Annotated in this window: 14 protein-coding genes and 1 pseudogene; 12 read left to right on the top strand and 3 right to left on the bottom strand. The window is 66.8% G+C overall.

Annotated features, from left to right (window positions below; all coding sequences use genetic code 11):
• The first annotated feature begins 496 nt into the window (after positions 1 to 496).
• On the top strand, positions 497 to 2,107 hold the full coding sequence (locus AVHM3334_RS09245) for a Fic family protein (RefSeq protein WP_284411637.1): 1,611 nt from the start codon (positions 497 to 499) through the stop codon (positions 2,105 to 2,107).
• An 8-nt stretch (positions 2,108 to 2,115) separates the two neighbouring features.
• Positions 2,116 to 2,544: a hypothetical protein gene (locus AVHM3334_RS09250; protein ID WP_284411639.1), complete on the top strand. Its 429-nt coding sequence runs from the start codon at positions 2,116 to 2,118 to the stop codon at positions 2,542 to 2,544.
• Positions 2,545 to 2,600: 56 nt separating this feature from the next.
• On the opposite strand, the gene AVHM3334_RS09255 is transcribed toward AVHM3334_RS09250, so the two are convergent.
• Both AVHM3334_RS09255 and AVHM3334_RS09260 read right to left on the bottom strand, forming a co-directional pair.
• Positions 2,601 to 3,062 (bottom strand): TonB-dependent receptor domain-containing protein, encoded by a 462-nt coding sequence (locus AVHM3334_RS09255; RefSeq protein WP_284411641.1) that lies wholly within the window; start codon positions 3,060 to 3,062, stop codon positions 2,601 to 2,603.
• Positions 3,017 to 4,207: a TonB-dependent receptor gene (locus tag AVHM3334_RS09260; protein ID WP_284411643.1), complete on the bottom strand. Its 1,191-nt coding sequence runs from the start codon at positions 4,205 to 4,207 to the stop codon at positions 3,017 to 3,019. Before AVHM3334_RS09260 ends, AVHM3334_RS09255 begins: the two co-directional genes overlap by 46 nt.
• 380 nt (positions 4,208 to 4,587) lie before the next feature.
• Here AVHM3334_RS09260 and lgt point away from each other — a divergent pair, with 380 nt between their 5' ends.
• The 7 genes from lgt to AVHM3334_RS09295 all read left to right on the top strand — a co-directional run bounded on the left by lgt (position 4,588) and on the right by AVHM3334_RS09295 (position 13,350).
• Positions 4,588 to 5,409 (top strand): prolipoprotein diacylglyceryl transferase, encoded by an 822-nt coding sequence (lgt, locus tag AVHM3334_RS09265; protein ID WP_284411644.1) that lies wholly within the window; start codon positions 4,588 to 4,590, stop codon positions 5,407 to 5,409.
• Between the two features lie 374 nt (positions 5,410 to 5,783).
• Positions 5,784 to 6,470 (top strand): GntR family transcriptional regulator, encoded by a 687-nt coding sequence (locus tag AVHM3334_RS09270; protein ID WP_284411645.1) that lies wholly within the window; start codon positions 5,784 to 5,786, stop codon positions 6,468 to 6,470.
• Positions 6,467 to 7,921, top strand: coding sequence for a malonyl-CoA decarboxylase (locus AVHM3334_RS09275; protein ID WP_284411646.1), 1,455 nt, complete (start codon positions 6,467 to 6,469; stop codon positions 7,919 to 7,921). Before AVHM3334_RS09270 ends, AVHM3334_RS09275 begins: the two co-directional genes overlap by 4 nt.
• A gap of 146 nt (positions 7,922 to 8,067) precedes the next feature.
• Entirely contained in the window at positions 8,068 to 9,063 is a 996-nt protein-coding gene (locus AVHM3334_RS09280; protein WP_284411647.1) for a Bug family tripartite tricarboxylate transporter substrate binding protein, read from the top strand.
• Positions 9,064 to 9,136: 73 nt separating this feature from the next.
• Entirely contained in the window at positions 9,137 to 10,003 is an 867-nt protein-coding gene (locus AVHM3334_RS09285; protein WP_284411648.1) for an enoyl-CoA hydratase/isomerase family protein, read from the top strand.
• A gap of 8 nt (positions 10,004 to 10,011) precedes the next feature.
• The gene (locus AVHM3334_RS09290) at positions 10,012 to 11,601 is read left to right on the top strand and encodes a malonate--CoA ligase (protein ID WP_284411649.1); all 1,590 of its coding nucleotides are present in this window, start codon (positions 10,012 to 10,014) and stop codon (positions 11,599 to 11,601) included.
• A 147-nt stretch (positions 11,602 to 11,748) separates the two neighbouring features.
• The gene (locus tag AVHM3334_RS09295; protein ID WP_284411650.1) at positions 11,749 to 13,350 is read left to right on the top strand and encodes a sensor domain-containing diguanylate cyclase; all 1,602 of its coding nucleotides are present in this window, start codon (positions 11,749 to 11,751) and stop codon (positions 13,348 to 13,350) included.
• Between the two features lie 144 nt (positions 13,351 to 13,494).
• Here AVHM3334_RS09295 and AVHM3334_RS23895 read toward each other — a convergent pair.
• A pseudogene (locus AVHM3334_RS23895) lies at positions 13,495 to 14,118 on the bottom strand (LysR substrate-binding domain-containing protein); the annotation flags it as partial.
• Between AVHM3334_RS23895 and AVHM3334_RS09305 the strand changes: the two are divergent.
• The 3 genes from AVHM3334_RS09305 to AVHM3334_RS09315 all read left to right on the top strand — a co-directional run bounded on the left by AVHM3334_RS09305 (position 14,031) and on the right by AVHM3334_RS09315 (position 18,731).
• Positions 14,031 to 14,807 (top strand): sulfite exporter TauE/SafE family protein, encoded by a 777-nt coding sequence (locus AVHM3334_RS09305; RefSeq protein ID WP_284411651.1) that lies wholly within the window; start codon positions 14,031 to 14,033, stop codon positions 14,805 to 14,807. The pseudogene AVHM3334_RS23895 and the gene AVHM3334_RS09305 overlap by 88 nt on opposite strands.
• Before the next feature lie 157 nt (positions 14,808 to 14,964).
• The gene (locus AVHM3334_RS09310) at positions 14,965 to 16,263 is read left to right on the top strand and encodes a cyclic di-GMP phosphodiesterase (RefSeq protein WP_284411652.1); all 1,299 of its coding nucleotides are present in this window, start codon (positions 14,965 to 14,967) and stop codon (positions 16,261 to 16,263) included.
• Positions 16,264 to 16,283: 20 nt separating this feature from the next.
• Entirely contained in the window at positions 16,284 to 18,731 is a 2,448-nt protein-coding gene (locus AVHM3334_RS09315; protein WP_502869889.1) for a sensor domain-containing protein, read from the top strand.
• Positions 18,732 to 18,826 lie beyond the last annotated feature (95 nt).

Consider the following 18,826-nt stretch of genomic DNA (forward strand, 5'->3'; position numbering starts at 1 on the left):
GGTCGCGCTGCGGCTTTTATGCGCCCGATTCGGGCTGCCGATGCAGGCGGTCATCGCCGCGTTGTTCGCCGCACACGGTGACCGCCGACCTGTCCGCGGTTGAGAACGGAATTGTTCAGGGCGGACTAATTAATGGTTGATTTAATTTATTAAAATAAATCATCAATTATTTAAATGATATATTTTATTTTTCGTGGTCGTTTCGTTGATTTTGTAATTTCTTCGCGTTAATTTGGTGGACGCGTTTCGTTTTTTGAAAATACTCCAACAAGTCATATCGGAAAACTCTATGAAGCCATCGTCAATCGATTCGTCATCACGTCTCACCCAACCTACGGCGACATCGGGAGAGGGAGCGAGCACGCAGCGCCCGCCATTGAGGTATCGCTCCGCACTCAATCGCCCGGCTGATTTGTCCCCACGTGCCGAGGGAAGCTCATCGAGTTCAAGGTCATCTGCTCCAAGGCGGGCATTTGCGTACGAACCCCGTGGACCTGTGCTGGATCGGCAGAGACTGACGAAAATTGCCGAACGGGTCGTGTCGGAGCCCGGAGCCAGTCGTCTGTTATCCGCCTCGATCAGAGGTCATGCGGGCAGAGCGGAAATCAGGCCGATATTGCCGCAGAGCAAAAGCGAACAAAGAGAAATGCTGCAGGATTTTTTGGCGAATTGGTCAGGGCCTGAATCGGTGAAGACCAAAATTCTCAAAGCCCACCAGCAGGACTCCTTCGTCTTGTCTCTGGAAGAGCAAAATCTGAGCAGTCTTCCCGATGGGCTTTTTCTGTTGCCTCATTTGGGCAATCTCATCGTGAGCGGCAATCCATCGCTTGAAACATTGCCGCCTGATCTGGCTTACGCGCCTGCATTGGCTCGCATCCAGGCAGACGATTGCGACCTGCGTGAGTTGCCGGAAAACATCGGTCTGGCGAGCGAATTGGTCATGCTGGAGGTAAAAAATAACCGCCACCTCACCGCACTCCCCGAGTCGATGGCGGATTTGAAAAAATTAGAAGTGTTCGAGGCAAAGGGTTGTGATTTGTCAGCCTTGCCAGAAGGGGGAATGGGTCCAAAAATCAGGCAGATCGAGCTTTCTGATAATCCAAGGTTTAGCCATTTGCCTGAGAAAATCGGCGAAAGTACTAATGTTGAATATCTGGAGTTAAAGGGTTGTTCGCTGTCGACGATTCCTTCCAGCATTGGGGTCCTCCCAAAGCTGAAGTCGCTGAACTTGGCTGATAACCCGGCCATGCGGGAGCTTCCACCGGGCCTCGACTTCAAAAAGGTGCATGTCGGCACGCGGGGCACGCAAATCCGTCTGATGAACTTGGTTTTAAACCAGCCCATCAGCCCGCAGGTGCGCAAAGAGCAAGAAGCCAAACTCAAGCACATGCAAAAGCGCTGGGGGACGATCCAAAAACTGATCGAAACCGGTGGTGCTAGAACGGCACAGAAGGCAGAGGCAGCCCGCCAGGAAGTGGATCAGGGACGTGCCGGTATTTCCAATACCGCGCAGTCAACGCCATTGGCAGGGCGCAATTGGCAGGCTGCTAATCATCAAGTGAAGGAATGGATGGGGCAGGGCCACCCGTTGGATACCGAGCATCTCAAGCGCCTGAATGCGATGCTGGGCCAGGGCACCATGCCTTTCAATGATCCTGATGCATTTGAAAAATTTGGTGCTCGATTTGGGGAGTTCCGTCGGCAACCGACCGGTTTTCCCCAGGGGCGCGCCGCAGCTGCTCTAGTAGACGAGCGAGAAGTGGGTGCTGAGATGGCTCAGTTCGATGAATGGTTTGAACATGCGTCTGCTCAAGTGGATCAAGGCAGAATGAGTCCAGCTGAATTGTCTGCTGCGACGGTCCAGCGCCTGATCAGCATCCATCCGTTTCCCGACGCCAATGGCCGCGCGGCGAGGCTCGCGGGTGACTGGGTGCTGATGAGCTACGGATTGCCGCCCGTCAACGGCCCGCAACGTCCCATCATCGTGTATTCCAGCGGACGCAATCCAAACGGTCCCGACGATGCTTTGGCCTGGACAGTCGAGAGCATGACAAAGACCGTCGAGATTTATGAGAAACATTTGGGATTGAAAACACCCAGGCGTTAAAACTTGCAATGTCCAAAGAACATCGTTGGAAAAAGCCGGCCTTCGCAGGGCGCTTTCTGCCGAGCACGCTCGTGGCTTGTTTTGTCTCCACCGCGGCGATCACGCACGCTGCGGGAGGCGGCGCCTACCGCTTGGACTGGCCCCACCCTGGCGAAGTGCTCAGCTATCGCTCCTGCGGCTGCGCCGACGCTTGCTGGGTGGCCGAGGTCCGGCACCAGCGCACCAAAGCCTTGAACGCCCGCTTGCGGTGCGATTGCGAGACGCTGCACTTCGCGCAGTCCGCCAACCCTTCGAAAGAAACGGTGCTGGGGAGTTGCGAAGCCATCCGTCGCGATGGGAGCAAGCCGCAAGCGATCCGGCAGACGCTGGAGCAGCTTCTGCATCCCGCCGCCGGTGGGCCGGTGGCGCCCCAAGGTGCGGGATCTTCCGCACCTTGAAGCTGGCCCGGCGAAGTTGAGTGGGCCCCGAATGCGCAGGCGGTCAAGCCCTCGCGTCAGAAGTCCATCGCCGCCGACAGCATCAGCGTGCGCGGCGCGCCCACGGTCACGTAGTTGCTGACCACCCAGTAGTTCTTGTCGAACGCGTTCTCCAGGCTGGCGCGCAGCACCACCGGCTTGCCGGAGACTTTGGTGGCGTAACGGGCGCCGATATCGAGACGCGTCCAGTTGGCCACGCGCAGGCGGTTGGCGGCGTCGGCGTAGACCGGCGAGGTGTGGATGACGCGGCCGTTGAAGCTCAGGCCTTGCACGAAGGGCGTGTCCCAGTCGAGGCCCAGGTTGAAGGTGCGGTCCGGCACCCCGGCCGCGTTGTTGCCCTGGTTCACGCCCCCCGCGGTGCGCGTGAGCTTGGCGTCGTTGAATGCGGCGCTGGCCATCAAGCGCAGGCCGCGCTGGACTTCGCCGTAGGCCGTCAGTTCCAGGCCGCGGTTGCGCTGCTCGCCGCCGAAGCTGTACACGTTGGTGACCGGGTCGGTGACGGCGCCGGGCTTCTTGATCTGGTCGTGTACTGGTCGTAGTAGGCGTTAGAGACATTGAAGTTGCCCAGCGCGTCGGGTCGGCCGCTCGGGAAGGTCTGCTCGTAGTCCATGTCCATGTAGCCCACGCTGCCGTACACGGTGGTGCTGTCTTTCAGGTCGTGCTCGACGCGGGACATGACCGTCTTGACGTTGTCCTGCAGCTTGGTGCCTGGGTAGAAGTTGAGCCGTGCGTCGGGCACGGCCGGAACGGTCGCCGCCGTGCCGGCGAAGTTGATCTGCGGGCGGAACTCCTTGGTTTCGCCGCGCGTGGCGAAGGCGTCGAGCGACCAGCGCGTGCGCGCGCCGGCGTAGTCGAGGCCGATGGAGCCCAGTCCCAGGTTCTGCTTGCCGCCGTCGATGTTGCCCTCGCCGCCGCGCACCAGGCCGTTGACGCGCACGCCCCACTGGTTGTCCTCGCCGAAGCGGCGGCCAACGTCCAGGTGCGTGCCCAGTTGGGCCTTGCCCATGTAGGTGGTGGTCAGGCGCGTGAGCGGCACGTCGCCCGCGCGCTTGGTCACCACGTTGATGCTGCCGCCCACGCTGCCGCCGGGGCCGACGCCATTGGTCAGCGCGCCCGGGCCCTTGAGCACTTCGACGCGTTCGATGGTCTCCAGCGGGATGCTGGTGGACGGCGCGATGCCGAACAGCCCGTTCATGCTGATGTCGCTGTTGGACAGGGTGAAGCCCCGCACCTGGAAGTCGTCGCCGAAGCCGCCGCGCGAGGTGAGCGTGCGCACGGAAGCGTCGTTCATCACCACGTCCGCCACGGTCCGTGCCTGCTGGTTGTCGATCAGCTCGGAGGTGTAGTTGGTCGTGCTGAACGGCACGTTCATCAGGTCGGTGTTGCCCAGAATGCCCAGGTTGCCGCCGCGCGCGAACTGCCCGCCCGAATAGGTTTTCTGCAGGCCGCCGATGGCTTCGGCCTGGTCGGACACCACCACTTCGTCGAGCGTGGTCTTGGCGGCGGTCTGCGCGCCGGCGCCGGCAGCGGCCAAAAGCAGCCCCGCGCCCACGCAGTGGCGGACCAGGCGGGCGAGCGGGGTGGGGGCGAAACGGGGCGTTGCGAGAAGGGCGTGTGGTTGCATGGTGTTCAGGGTTGGCCTGCCGACGGGAGGTGGACGTTCCGGGGCGAGGCGCGTTGAAAACGGCGAGAACGGAGCGTCTTTTGCAGACGGCCGTTGAGAAGCAGGGAGAGAATGAGAAACGTTATCAATTGTGCGAGCCCGCATGGTGCGGGAATTCGACTGTTTCTTTTTCGTGCTATGTATTCGATAGCTGAAGAGTCAAATGAACAGGCGGCGGGAGGCGTATTGGTGTTGAATCCCGCATGGCGGAATGCGGTGATGCACGGCGCTCCGCGACCCGTGCCGCAGCGGTCTCGGCCACCGCCAAGCAGCGTGGCTGCGGCGGCCACCGCTTGGCGGCCAAGGAGCTGCCATGCCGGGCGGGCACAATACCGGCCACCATGCTGACGTACCCCCAAATCGACCCCATCGCCCTGCAAGTGGGCCCGCTGGCCATCCACTGGTACGGCCTCACCTATCTGGCCGCTTTCGGCTTGTTCATTTTCCTGGGGCTGCGGCGCCTTCGGCATGAGCCCTTCGCCTCCATCACCGGCCCCGGCGCATGGACCCGGCGCGACGTGGAGGACATTCTCTTTCTCGGCGTGGTCGGCGTGGTGGTGGGGGGGCGGCTGGGTTACTGCCTGTTCTACAAGCCGGGCTACTACCTCTCGGATCCGCTGGAGATCTTCTACATCTGGCAGGGCGGCATGAGCTTTCACGGCGGGTTGCTGGGCGTGATCGCCTCCATGGTGTGGTTCGCCCACTCGCGCAAGCGGCCATGGCTGCAAGTGGCCGACTTCGTGGCGCCATGCGTGCCGACGGGCCTGGCGGCCGGGCGCGTGGGCAACTTCATCAATGGCGAGTTGTGGGGCCGCTTCAGCAGCCCCGATCTGCCCTGGGGCATGGTCTTTCCGCAAAGCGGCTCGCTGCTGCCACGCCATCCGTCCCAGGTCTATCAGTTCCTGCTGGAAGGCGTGCTGCTGTTCGTGCTGCTGTGGCTGTATGCCCGCCGTGAGCGCCGGCAGGGCGAAGTGGCCGCGGCCTTTCTGGTGGGGTACGGCACCTTCCGGTTCATCGCCGAATACTTCCGCGAGCCGGATGCCTTCCTGGGCATCCTGTCGCTGGGCATGAGCATGGGGCAGTGGCTGTGCGTGCCGATGATCGTGGCCGGCATCGTGATGTGGGTGTGGGCGCGCCGCCAGCCGGTGTTGCAAAGGGCTTGATGCCTCATAGGCCCCCAGCGCAATAAGGACGTGCGCTGGGCGCTATGAAAATAGTAGCTTTGGCGTGGCCTGCATGAGGGCGACGCCACCGGTCATCTGCCATCGGCGCCTCGCCCGCACGCAGGCCGATGCGGTCAACGCGCGCCTATGAGTGGCACGCGCACCCGGCAGAACGACCTCGAAACCGCCTGTGGCGCGGTGTGATCACCCGCTTTTACGGCTTAGGGAACCCCTCAGGGCCAAAAGCCTGGACCGGTTGCCATAATTATGCGAAATTACATGCAATGTCGTGCGATGCCGGCGTGTTGCTGCATGTTGCACTGCGTTTTCAACGTTCTCGAGGTCGATCACTCCATCCATCACCGATTGCCGCCATGAACCTGCCCGCCGTTGTGCGCTCCCAAGCCCCTTCTCTGCATGCCGAAGCCGCAGAGCGCATTCGCGAGCAGATCTTTGCGGGCCAGTTGCCGCCGGGCAGCTTCGTGGACGAGGTCGCGCTGTGCGACCGGCTGGCCATCTCGCGCACGCCGCTGCGCGAGGCGCTCAAGGTGCTGGTGGCCGAGGGCCTGTTGCGCCACGAGCCCCGCCGGGGCTGCTTCGTGGCCGAGGTGACCGAGCGCGACCTGGACGAGATCTTTCCCGTCATCGCGCTGCTGGAGGGCCGGGCCGCGCACGAGGCCACCCTGCGCGCTGGCGAGGCCGATATCGCCGCGCTCGAGATCCTGCATGAACGCCTGCGCGAGCACGCCGCGGCCGGGCGCATCGCCGAGTACTACGCGGCCAACCATGCCATTCACGAAGCGCTCATCACGCTGGCCGACAACCGCTGGCTCGCCCAGGTGATCGGCGACCTGCGCAAGATCCTGCGCCTGGCGCGCCTGCAGCAGCTGCGTGCGCCGGGCCGGCTGCAGCAAAGCCTGGCCGAGCATCTGGAACTGTTCGACGCCATCAAGCTGCGTGCGCCGGAGGTGGCCGAAGAGGCCATGCGCACCCATCTCGTGCGCCAGCGCGCCGCGCTGCGCGACATCGCCCGCAACCAACACTCGAGGATCACGCCATGAATGCCGCCGCCGAATGGATCACGCGCAGCGTTTCCCGCCTGCGCCCCGCAGACAGCAAGACCGAATCGGCCGATGGCGCCGGCAGCGCCCCGGCCAAGCCGCCCCCGCCGCGCTCCACGCACGAGCGCCTGCAGGCCACGCTGCGCCGCGGCAAGGAAGCCCTGTCGCCGCGCGCGCTGCGGCGGCTGCTGGCCGATCTGCAGGAGGTGGCGGCACCGCAGGTGAGCGAGGTGGAGGGCGGGCGCCGCGCGCAGACCGTTGCCGCCTGGTACGCCACGGCCGAGCCCGAAGAGCGCCGGGACATGTGGCTGCTGCTGTGCGAGCAGTTCTCGCCCGACGTCACGCGGTTCAAGTCGGCGCGCCAGCGCTACGAGGCCGCAGCCGGCACCGCCGAAGAGGCGCATGCCGAAATCCATCTGCGCCGCGCGCTGGTGTCGCCGCGCACGCGGCTGCTGCAGCGGTTTGCGGTGTTCCCGAACGGCATGCGCTTTTTGCTCGACCTGCGGGCCGAGCTGCTGCCCCAGCTGAAAGGCGACAAGCGGCTGGTGGCGCTCGATGCCGAGCTGGAGCAGCTGTTTTCCACCTGGTTCGACGTGGCGTTTCTGGAACTCAAGCGCCTGTCGTGGGACTCGCCCGCGTCGCTGATCGAAAAGCTCATCAAGTACGAGGCGGTGCACGACATCCGCAGCTGGGCGGACCTGAAGAACCGGCTGGACAGCGACCGCCGCTGCTACGGCTTCTTCCACCCGCGGCTGCCCAACGAGCCGCTGATCTTCGTCGAGGTGGCGCTGGTGACCGATCTGTCCGCCAGCATCACGCCCCTGCTGGACGAGGGCGCCGCGCCGGCCGACCTGTCGAAGGCGACCACCGCCATTTTCTATTCCATCAGCAACACGCAGACGGGGCTGCGAGGCGTCAGCTTCGGCGATTCGCTCATCAAGCATGTGGTGGAAACGCTGACGGCCGAGTTTCCGCGCCTGCGCACGTTCGCCACGCTGTCGCCCATTCCGGGCTTTCGCTCCTGGCTTTCCAAGCACTGCGCCGCCGCGCTGGACCAGCTGGACGAAAAGCGCCGGACCGAACTGGGCAAGGCGGTGGGCTTCGAGCCGCCGCAGGCTGCGCACGTGCTGGCCGCGGCCGAGCAGGCGCTGGACCTGCCGCTCAAATCGCCCGTGCGCCAGTTGCTGCTGCAGTGCGCCGCCCGCTACCTGGGCCGCGAGCTGCACGAGGGCAAGCCGATCGACCCGGTGGCGCGGTTCCACCTGGGCAACGGCGCGCGCGTGGAGCGGCTGAACTGGGCGGGCGACCCCTCGCCCAAGGGCGTCAAACAATCGTTTGGCCTGATGGTGAACTATCTTTACGATCTGAAGCGGATCGACAAACACCGCGGCCTGCTGGCGCAGGGCCGCGTGCCGATGTCGGGAGACATCGAAAGCCTGTGCCGGGACTGACCCGCGGGCGGGGGTAGAAAAAGGGCCGGCGCGTGCCACGGGACGCGCGCCAGGCTTTTCGCCCCTGCCGTGGAGGCCGGCGCCGGCGCGGTGGAGCGCGCCTTCCTTGCAAGCACAACAGAGACAACGACAGGAGACAAAAAACCATGAGCGATTCCTCTTTGCAGCGCCGCGGCGTGCTGCGCGGCGCGGCTGCGGCCGGCCTCGCCTTCGCCACCGGCCAATCCTTCGCGGCCGACCCGGCATGGCCCTCGCGGCCGGTGAACCTCGTCGTGCCGTTCCCGGCCGGCGGCGGCACCGATGCCTTCGCGCGGCCCTTCGCGGCGCAGTTCGCCAAGTCCACCGGCAAGACGCTGGTGATCGACAACCGCGGCGGGGCGGGCGGCACGGTGGGCGCCAGCTTCGCGGCGAAGGCGCAGCCCGACGGCTACACGCTTTTCATGGGCGGCACGCACCACGTCATCGCGCCGTCGATGTACCCCAAGCTCGACTACGACATCGAGAAAGACTTCATTCCCCTGGCGCTGCTGGCCAACGTGCCGCAGGTGGTGGTGGTCAACCCCCGCACGGTGCAGGCCACCAACATGCCGCAGTTTTTGGATTTCCTGCGGCGCAATCCGGGCAAGCTCAACTACGCCTCGGCCGGCGCGGGCACCTCGCACCACCTGGCGGGTGAGCTGTTCAAGCTGCAGACCAACACCTTCATCACGCACATCCCCTACCGCGGCGCGGGCCCGGCGCTGCAGGACCTGATCGGCGGCAACGTGGACATGATGTTCGACGGCCTGGGATCGTCCGCCGCGCACATCAAGGGCGGCCGCATCAAGGCGCTGATGGTGGCCGGCACCAAGCGCAACCCGGCCTTTCCCGACGTGCCCTGCGCCGCCGAAGTGGGCCTGCCGGACTACACCGTGACCACCTGGTACGGCCTGTGGGCGCCCAAGGGCACGCCGGCCGACCTGCAGGCGCGCATCGTCGAAGAGGCACAGCGCCTGGGCACGGCCGAAGAGCTGAAGGCCGTGTGGGCCAAGAACGGCGCCGACTACGGCGGCATGACCCAGCCGCAGTTCGCCGCGATGGTGAGCTCCGAAGTGCGGCGCTGGGCCAAGGTGGTCAAGGAATCGGGCGCCAAGCTCGACTGACCGGGCCGTTCGGCGCAGGCAGAGTGAAGCGGGACCGGCAGGGTCGGCGGTCAGCAAATCGGAGATCGGGTCAATGGCGGGTGACATCCTGGTGGAGCGGATGGAGGCGGCGGACGGCGCGGCAGGGATCGTGCGCGTGCTGCTGCGCCACCCGGGCCGGCTCAATGCCATGTCGCGCGCGATGTGGCGGCAGCTTCGCTCGGTGTTCGAGGCCGTGCAAGCCGACGCCGCCGCCCGCTGCGTGCTGATCGAAGGCGAGGGCGATGCCTTCTGCGCCGGCGGCGACATCTCGGAATACCCCGGCTTTCGCTTCGACCCGGCGGCGCTGCGCGACTTCCATGAAACCGAGGTGTGGGGCGGGCTCGCCGCCATGCTACAGTGCGATGTGCCCATCGTCGCGTGCATGCGCGGTGCCTGCATGGGCGCGGGCGTGGAGATCGCCAGTGCCTGCGACGTGCGCCTCGCGGGCACCCACGCCCGCTTCGGTGCGCCCATCGCCAAGCTGGGCTTTCCGATGGCCCCGCGCGAGGCGCAACTCGTCGCTGGCGCGGTGGGCGATCTCGTCGCCCGGCAGATGCTGCTGGAGGCGGCCACCTTCGGCGCCGACGACATGGCGGCGCGCGGTTTTCTGAACCGAGTGGTGCCCGAGGAAGCGCTGGCCGCCGAGGCGCTGGCGAGCGCGCGCCGCATCGCCGCGCTGGGCCCGGCCGCCGCCCGCATGAACAAGCAAACGCTTCGGGCATTGAAATGGCCTGCAGCGCATATTCCTCTAGGGGGTGGTGCTATTAAAAATGTAGCATCAAGCCCTGGCGAACCCGCCGCATCCACCCCGGCCACCGCATCCGCCCATCCGGTGGCCGACCCCTACGCCTACGCGGACAGCCCCGAGCACCGCGAAGGCATCGCGGCCTTTCTGGCCAAACGTCCTCCTGTCTTCTGAATGCTTCCATGAGCCAACACAACCTGTTCACCGCCCTGCGCGCGGCCTTTCCGGACGACCTGGACACCGTGGCCGTCGAAACCACGGCCGCCGACGGCACGCCGCTGCACTACACCTGGAGCGACCTGGAGCGCGCTAGCGCCCGCATCGCCAACCTGCTCGATTCGCTGAAGCTGCCCGAGGGCAGCCGCATCGCGGTGCAGGTCGAGAAATCGGTCGAGGCGCTCATGCTGTATCTGGGCACACTGCGCGCCGGCCACGTCTTCCTGCCGCTCAACACCGCCTACCAGAGCGCCGAGATCGAATACTTCGTCGGCAATGCCGAGCCTGCCGTGGTGGTGTGCACGCCGGCCAACTTCGGCTGGGTGTCCAAGATCGCGTTCACGGCCGGCACGCAACATGTGTTCACCCTGGGCGACGACCGCACCGGCAGCCTGCTGGAGCGCGCGTCGCACCACGGCGATGCGCAACTGCCCGCCACCCGCGCCGCCGACGATCTGGCCGCCATCCTGTACACCAGCGGCACCACCGGCCGCAGCAAGGGCGCCATGCTCACGCACGGCAACCTGCTGTCCAACGCGCAGGTGCTCAAGGACTACTGGGGCTGGACGAAGACCGGCGGCCCCGACGGCCGGGGCGACGTGCTCATCCATGCGCTGCCCATCTTTCACGTGCACGGCCTGTTCGTGGCCATCCACGCGGCGCTGCTCAACGGCAGCAAGATGATCTGGCTCGCCAGGTTCGACCCCCGCGCCGTGATCGCCGCGATGCCGCGCGCCACCGTCTTCATGGGCGTGCCCACGCTGTACGTGCGCCTGCTGGCCGAGCCGGGGCTCACCCGCGAGGCGGTGCGCCACATGCGCCTCTTCATCGCCGGCTCCGCGCCGCTGCTGATCGAGACCTTCCGCGAATGGCAGGAGCGCACGGGCCACACCATCCTGGAGCGCTACGGCATGAGCGAGACCATCATGCTCACCTCCAACCCCTATGCGGCCGACAGCCGGTACGGCGGGCAGGACGAGCGCCGGGGCGGCACCGTGGGCTTCGCGCTGCCGGGCGTGGACCTGCGCGTGGTGGACGATGCGGGCCAGCCGCTGCCCGTGGGCGAGATCGGCAACATCCAGGTGCGCGGGCCCAACGTGTTCAAGGGCTACTGGCGCATGCCCGAGAAGACGCAGGAAGAGTTCAGCACCGATGCGCAAGGGCACCGCTGGTTCAAGACGGGCGACGTGGGCAAGGTGGACGAGCGCGGCTACGCGAGCATCGTGGGCCGCAGCAAGGATCTCATCATCAGCGGCGGCTACAACGTCTATCCCGCCGAGATCGAGGGCTACATCAACGAGATGCCCGGCGTGGCCGAAAGCGCGCTCATCGGCGTGCCGCACCCGGATTTCGGCGAAGTGGGCGTGGCCTTGGTCACGCCGAAGCCCGGCGCGCAGCTGGATGCCGACGCCATCGTGGTCCAGCTCAAGTCGCAACTGGCCAACTTCAAGATTCCCAAGCGCTGCTTCATCGCTGCGGAGCTGCCCCGCAACACCATGGGCAAGGTGCAAAAGAACCTGCTGCGCGAGCAGCACAAGGGCCTTTTCGCGGGGTGACGGCGCGGCCGCCCCGGGCGCCGCGACCCGGCCCCCCGGCGGGCGGGCCCGGTGGCCCCAAGCGGTGGAGTCGAGGGGAAAGCCGCTTCACCGCAGCGGCGGTGGGTGCTAACCTGAAAGCGCCTTCGCCCTCTGGAACCGTGCTGAATGCCTGTCGCTTTGCCCCGATCCCCGGTGGCCCCTCTGCCCCCAGACCGTCCTGACAAGGACCGCTCCGTCGCTTCGACGGTGCTGTTCGTCGTGCTGGTCGCACTGCTGCTCGTGGCCTCCAACGTGTGGCTGGCCTGGCGCGCGCGCGACGCCGCATGGCAGCAGGCCACCGGCTCGGCGCGCAATCTCACGCATGCCGTCTCGCAGCAGACCGATGCCATGTTCGCTGAAGTCGGCCGGGTGGTCAGCAGCGTGGTGTACGAGCTGGAGCGCACCGACATGACGCCCGAGGCGCTGGAGCGCCTGCAGCCGGTGCTGGTCACGCACATCGCCCAGTCGGACCACCTGCACGGCATGTTCATCTTCGGGCGCGACGGCAGCTGGCTCGTCAACTCGCAGCCGGTGCAAAACCCCCATGCCAACAATGCCGACCGCGCTTATTTCATCCACCACCGCGACAGCCCCAGCACGAGCGTGTCCATCGGCAAGCCGATCGTCAGCCGCTCTTCGGGCGTGTGGGTGATTCCCGTGTCCCGCCGCATCGACGACGCCGATGGCCAATTTGCGGGCGTGGCGCTGGCGACGATCCGCGTGGACTACGTGCTCGGCCTTCTGAACGGGCTGGAGGTCGGGCAGCGGGGCGCCATCGCGCTGCTGCTGGGCGAGGGCACCGTGCTGGCGCGCCGGCCCTTCTTCACCGAAGACCTGGGGCGCAATCTGGGCGCCTCCGCGTACTTTCGCACCCTGGCGGAAAACCGGTCCGGCATCACGACGGTGCCCTCGCCCATCGACGGCGTGCGCCGCCTGGTGAGCTTCGAGCACGCCCGGAGCAACCCGCTGCTGGTCTCCGTGGCGCTGGCGGAAGACGAGGTGCTGGCCGAGTGGCGCCGTGCCGCCACCGTGCAGGCCCTGGGCATCCTGCTGCTGGTGTCCGTGGTCGGGCTGTCGGGCGGCTACGTGATCCGGTCGGTCCGGCACCGCCGGGATGTCGAGCGCGACCTGACGGCGGCGCGCGATGCGCTCGTGCTCGCCAATGACAAGCTGGAGCACCTGGCCGAGCACGACGGCCTGACGGGCCTCTATAACCGCCGCGCCTATGACAAGCGGGTCGCCGACGTGATGGCCCGCTGCCGCCGCAGCCGCCAGCCGGTGTCGGTGGTCATGTTCGACGTGGACTTCTTCAAGACATACAACGATGCCCTCGGCCACCCACGGGGCGACGAATGCCTGCGCCAGGTCGCCCGCGCGCTGGAGGCCTCGGTGCGCCGGCCCGGCGATCTGGTGGCGCGCTATGGCGGCGAGGAGTTCGTCATCGTGCTGCCCGAAACGGACGTGTCCGGCGCCGCCCTGGTGGCCTCCGCCGCGCGTGCCGCTGTGCGGGCGCTGCACATACCGCACCCCGAAAGCCCGTTCGACTGCGTGACGGTGAGCGGCGGGCTGGCCTGCTGCGACTGGACAGCCGCCACGCCTTCGACGGCGCAGGATCTGCTGGCCGAGGCCGACACGGCGCTGTACGCCGCCAAGCAGGCCGGTCGCAACACCGTGCGATCGGTGGGCGAGGGCGGGGCTGGGCCGGACACCGGCATGGGCACTGCCTGAGCGCCTGAACACCAGCGCACCCACTCTCTGCTCAAGAGGGCGTTGCCGGGTCCGCTCCGCAGAAGATGCAGCCCGGCGCAGGCGCCGTGCGTTCGCCCGGATCGGTGCCTGCCGCGTGGCTGCAGCAGTGCTCCAGCCAGCGCCGGTGTCGCCGCCGTTGGCCACCATCCAGTCGTGCCAGGCCAGCGGCACCTCGATGTGCTGCAGCAGCGTGGCGCGCTGCAGGTCGGCCTGCGTGCGCAGCGGCAGCGTGTCGCGCAGCTGCGGGCTGCAGACGATGCTGGTTTCCTGCCCGATCAGGTAGCGCGCATTGGCGCTGGGCCAGTTGCCGTAGCCGTACTGGATGGCCGCGTCGAATTCGTGCGGCACCGCGAAGTCGTGCGCGTGCTGGTAGCGCACGAAGTTCAGCGACACCTGCGGCAGCGTGCGCTTGAAGTGCCCCAGGCGCGGAAACAGCCACTGCGCCGCGAAGGTGGGCGGCACCGACAGATTGAGCGCGCCGCCATCGCCGCCGTAGGACATGAGCTGCGCGGTGGCCGATTCGAGCGCCGCCATCGCGGGGCGCGTGGCATTGAGGTAGGTGGCGCCCGCATCGGTCAGCTCCAGCCCCGAGGAGCGGCGGATGAAGAGCTTTTGCCCCAGGTAGTCTTCCAGCGATGCGATGTGGCGGCTGATGGCGCTTGGCGGGCGGGCCCCATTGCCTGGCCATGTGCGCGGCACCCTGCGGGATGATCTTGCGGGCTGGCGGCAGGGAGGGCAGAGCGGCACTGCCCGCCGAGGTTCACCCCTTGCGGTTCGCAGCCCGGCCGTGGGTCGGAAGGCAGGCGGGAGGCGCCAGCACCGGAACCAGCGCGGGCGAAGCGGGCGCCGCGCCTTTCCCCGGCGGTGCTGGGGCGAGGCCGCTCGTGTTCCACCTGGGGCCGCTTGCCGGCTATGCCTTGGCGGGCGCCATGGCAGCGTGGGCCATGGACCGCCTCACATGGCTGACCCAGCAGGCCGCGGCGCTTCGGCCCGCCTGGACCTTGCTGCATGTCGCGGTGCTGGCCTGGGCGGCGCTGCTCGTGCTGCAGGCGCGCCAGCCGGCATGGATCGACCGCGCGGGCCAATGGCTGTGGCAGCGCGTGGCGCCCTGGGTGCGCCCGCCCGGCGGCCTGTTCTCCACGGGGATGGCCTTGGCCTGCATGCCGTGTGGCCTGCTTTACTCCGCGCTGCTGGTGGCGGCGTTGAGCGGCGATCCCGGGCGAGGTGCCCTGGCCATGGTCTGCTTCGGACTGGGCGGCACCGCCTGGCTGATGGCCGGGCAGTGGCTCTGGCAACGCCTTCGGCGAGGGGGACCAGCGGCAGGACTTCGTGGCGCCTGGGGCGTCCGCATCGCGGGGCTCATGCTGTTCGCCATCGCCGCCTGGGGGCTTTGGATGGACGTTTTCCACCGCCAGGCCCAGCCCTGGTGCCTGTAGGAGGCCGCAAAACAGAGGATTCCAGCACCTTCGGGAAACACCTATCGACCAGCCCTCGTGTGAAGATTTTGACATTTGATACGAGGATGCATTAACTGGTGATAATGGTTACGAATACCCCGGCGCCACCGTGGCGCCTCGTTGGTGCCCCCCGAAAGTGACTACTCCTCTCCTCATCGATGTCGGCCGGCTGCGTGTAGGCATGTACATCCAGCTCGACCTCGGCTGGATGAATCACCCCTTTCCGGTCAGCAGCTTTCGCATCGCTTCACCGGAGCAGATCAGTACGCTGGCCGCGCTGGGCTTGTCCCAGGTGCGTTGGCTTCCCTCCAAAAGCGATCCGGCCGTGCAGGGGCTCCTGCCTCCCGGCCATCCCTCCGCACCCGACCCCGTCACTGAAGCGGCGCGCGTTCCCGTCGCTGCCGGCCCCTCGATCGCACAGTCTTCCATGGTGGAGTTTCGCGAACGCATCAAGGCGCAGAGCCGCTCCCTGGCCGCCTGCGACGAGCGATTCGCCCGCGCCACCCGCGTGTACGAACGCCTGGCCACCAGCGCCGAGCAAGACCCGGCCGAAGCCTGCACCTCCACGCATGCCCTGGTGGCTTCGTGCGTGGACGAACTGCTCGACAAGGGAGATTCCGCCATCCGCCTGCTGTCCGAGCGGGTCGGCACGCGGGCGGCGCTGCATTCGGTCAACGTGATGGTGCTGTCGCTGCTGTTGGGCAAGGCCCTGGGCATGCTGGGCGACGACATGCAGGCGCTGGGCTCGGCCGCGCTGCTGCACGACCTGGGCAAGATCACGCTTCCTCCGCACGTCGCCCAGCCGCATTCGGTGCTCGGCCCGGCCGATCAGGCCTTGTATGAGGCCCACGTGGGCGAGTCCGTCGTGCTGGCCGAGCGCATGGGCCTGAGCCGCACGGTGATCCAAGCCATCGCGCAGCACCATGAGATGGCCGACGGCAGCGGGTTTCCGCTGCAGCTCAAGGGGCACGACATGTCCCGGGGCGGCCATGTTCTGGCGCTCGTCAATTACTACGACCGCATGTGCAACCCGCTGCGGGGCACCAACGCGCTCACTCCGCACGAGGCCTTGTCGGTGATCTTTGCGCAGCACAAGCAGCGCTTCGACGCGGTGGTTCTGCGGGCCTTCATCCGCATGATGGGCGTGTACCCGCCCGGATCGATCGTGCAACTGGTGGACGACCGCTACGCCATCGTGACGGCCGTGAACTCGGCCCGCCCGCTGCGCCCCAAGGTGATCGTGCATGAATCGGGCGTCTCCAAGGACGACGCCCTGGTGGTCGATCTGGAAGACCAGCCGGCGCTGGGCATACGGCGCAGCCTGAGGCCCGCGCAACTGCCGCGCGACGCGCTCGATTATCTCTCGCCCCGCAAAAGAATCTGCTACTACTTCGAGCGCGCCGTGGACGCGGCACCGGTCGGGGCCCGAGCGTGATCCGCGGCGCACAGGGCGACGTGTGGCGCGCCGTGTTCGACGGCTTGCTGGAGGCCGTCTGGCTGGTCGATCCGCAAACGCTCACGGTCCGTTTCGCCAACCGCGGGGCATCCGCGCTGCTGGGGCGATCCGCCGAGACGATGGAAGGCGCGGATGCCGTCGAGCTGCTGGCCTGCACTCCCGAAGACTTGTATTTCTGGGCACAGGACCGCGATGCCTTGCTGCGCGGCATCCACTCGCATTCCGGGTTGCTGGGCGGCGATGGCCGGTTCATCGCGGTGGACCGGCGCGTATCGCGCGTGGATTCACCCGCGGGCGAAGCGCTGCTGCTGGTGACCATGATCGACCGGCGCGAGCAGGCCTCGACCGAGCGCGAGCTGGAGATCCTGCTGTCCGAACTGCGCGCCACGCTCGATTCCGCAGCGGACGGCATGCTCGTGTACGACTTGGGCGGGCGCATGCGCGCATTCAACCAGCGCCTGGCGCAGCTGTGGGACATGCCGGACGAGCTGCTGGTGCAGCGCAACGACGCCGCCGTGGTGGCCCACATGCAGCAGCAGGTGGCCGATGCCGATGCCTACCGCGCGCGGCTGTCTTCCATCGCACTCGAACCGGACCGGGACACCACCGACATCCTGCACCTGCGCAACGGCACCATCATCGAACGCCGCTCGGTGCCGCAGCTCAGCCAGGGGCGGCCGGTGGGACGGGTTTTTTCGTTCCGCGACGTGACGTTGAACGCCCAGGCGCAAGCCAGCCTCCGGCTGGCCGCGCGCGTGTTCGACTCCAGCCTGGATGCCATCTTCATCGCCGACGACCGGCACCAGATCGTGCGCATGAACCCGAGCTGCGAGCGCCTGATCGGCGCACCTGCGATCGCGCTCCATGGCGCGCCCGCGACCTCTCTGTTCGGGGCCGAAGGTTCGCAAGGCTGGCTGGACCGGGTGCTGGCCGCGTGGGAGCGCGACGGTTTCTGGGAGGGCGAGTTGCACCTGCCCGAAGGCCGCTCTGACGGCGCCGCGCAGCCCGCCTGCGCCGTGCACCTGTCGTGGGTGGTGCTGCGCAGCGAAGAGGGCAATGCGCTGCAGAGCATCGGCTTCATGCGCGATCTCACGCAGCAGCACGCAGCCCGCACACGCATCGAAGAGCTCGCCTACAGCGACGTTCTCACTGGCTTGCCCAACCGCCTGCGGCTGTCCCGCCGCGTGGGCGAGGCCTTCGACGCCATCCAGGGCGCACGCGCGGACACGGCCGGTTTCGCCATCCTGTTCGTGGACCTGGACCGTTTCAAGATCATCAACGACTCCCTGGGCCACCTGTTCGGCGACCGGGTGCTGCAGATCGTGGCCCAACGCCTTCAGGGCTGCCTGCGCCAGAGCGACATGCTGTGCCGCCTGGGGGGCGACGAGTTCGTGGTGTACCTGCATGGCGGCGATGCCGCGGTGGCGGAAGGCGTGGCGCGCCGCATGCTGGAAGACATGCTGCGGCCCTTCATGCTCGACGGCATGGGCTTTTCCATCCAGTGCAGCATCGGCGTCGCGCTGTACCCGCAGGACGGCGAAACGCTGGACGACCTCATCAAGCAGGCCGATACGGCCATGTACCGCGTCAAGGAACGCGGCCGTGGCAGCTACGGGTTCTATCAGCCGCAGATGAATGCCGACCTGCTCTCGCGCATGAAGCTGGAGCACGCCATGCGCCAGGCCCTGGGGCAGCAACGCATGGTGGTGCACTACCAGCCTCAGGTGGCGATGGCGACCGGTGGCGTGGTGGGGGCCGAGGCACTGCTTCGCTGGAACGACCCCGAGCTGGGCCCCATCTCTCCAGGCGTGTTCATTCCGCTGGCCGAGGAGTCCGGCTACATCATCACGCTGGGTTCATGGGTCATGGAGCAAGCCGTGCAGGAGGCGGCGCGCTGGCTGCATTCCGGCTCGCCGCTCGTGATGGCGGTGAACGTCTCGGCCCTCGAATTCCGCCAGCCCGACTTCGTGGAGCGGCTCACGCGCCTGTTGGTCAAGCACGCCCTGCCGGCCACGCTGCTCGAACTCGAACTGACCGAAACCATCTTGCTGCAGGACGCGCAGGAAATGGAGCAGCGCCTGGTCGCCCTGGCCGAGCTGGGCATCGGCCTCGCCATCGACGATTTCGGCACAGGCTATTCGAGCCTGGCCTACCTCAAGAAGCTGGCGATCCACAAGCTCAAGATCGACCAGTCGTTCGTGCGGGGCCTGCCGGACGACGACGGCGACCGCGCGATCATCAATGCCATCGTGCAAATGGGGCGTGCATTGCACATCGAGGTGGTGGCGGAAGGGGTCGAGACGCACCCGCAGCGCGTGGCGCTGGAGCAGATGGACTGCCGCTATTTCCAGGGATTTCTGTGTGCGCCGGCGTTGCCGGCCGAAGAGTTCAGGCGCCTTCTGGCAAGCCGCCAGAGCTATTCGTGGGCCCCTTCGGCGTCGGCGTGAAGGCCGCCGGGCCGCAAGAAAAATAGGTGTCTGCGAATGCCACCGGACCGGCATCCTGAACCGGGGGTTCAGGTGGGCGAGGGCAGCCAGGCGTT

It is taken from the genome of Acidovorax sp. SUPP3334 (genome assembly GCF_030159055.1).
Classification (GTDB): Bacteria; Pseudomonadota; Gammaproteobacteria; order Burkholderiales; family Burkholderiaceae_C; genus Paracidovorax.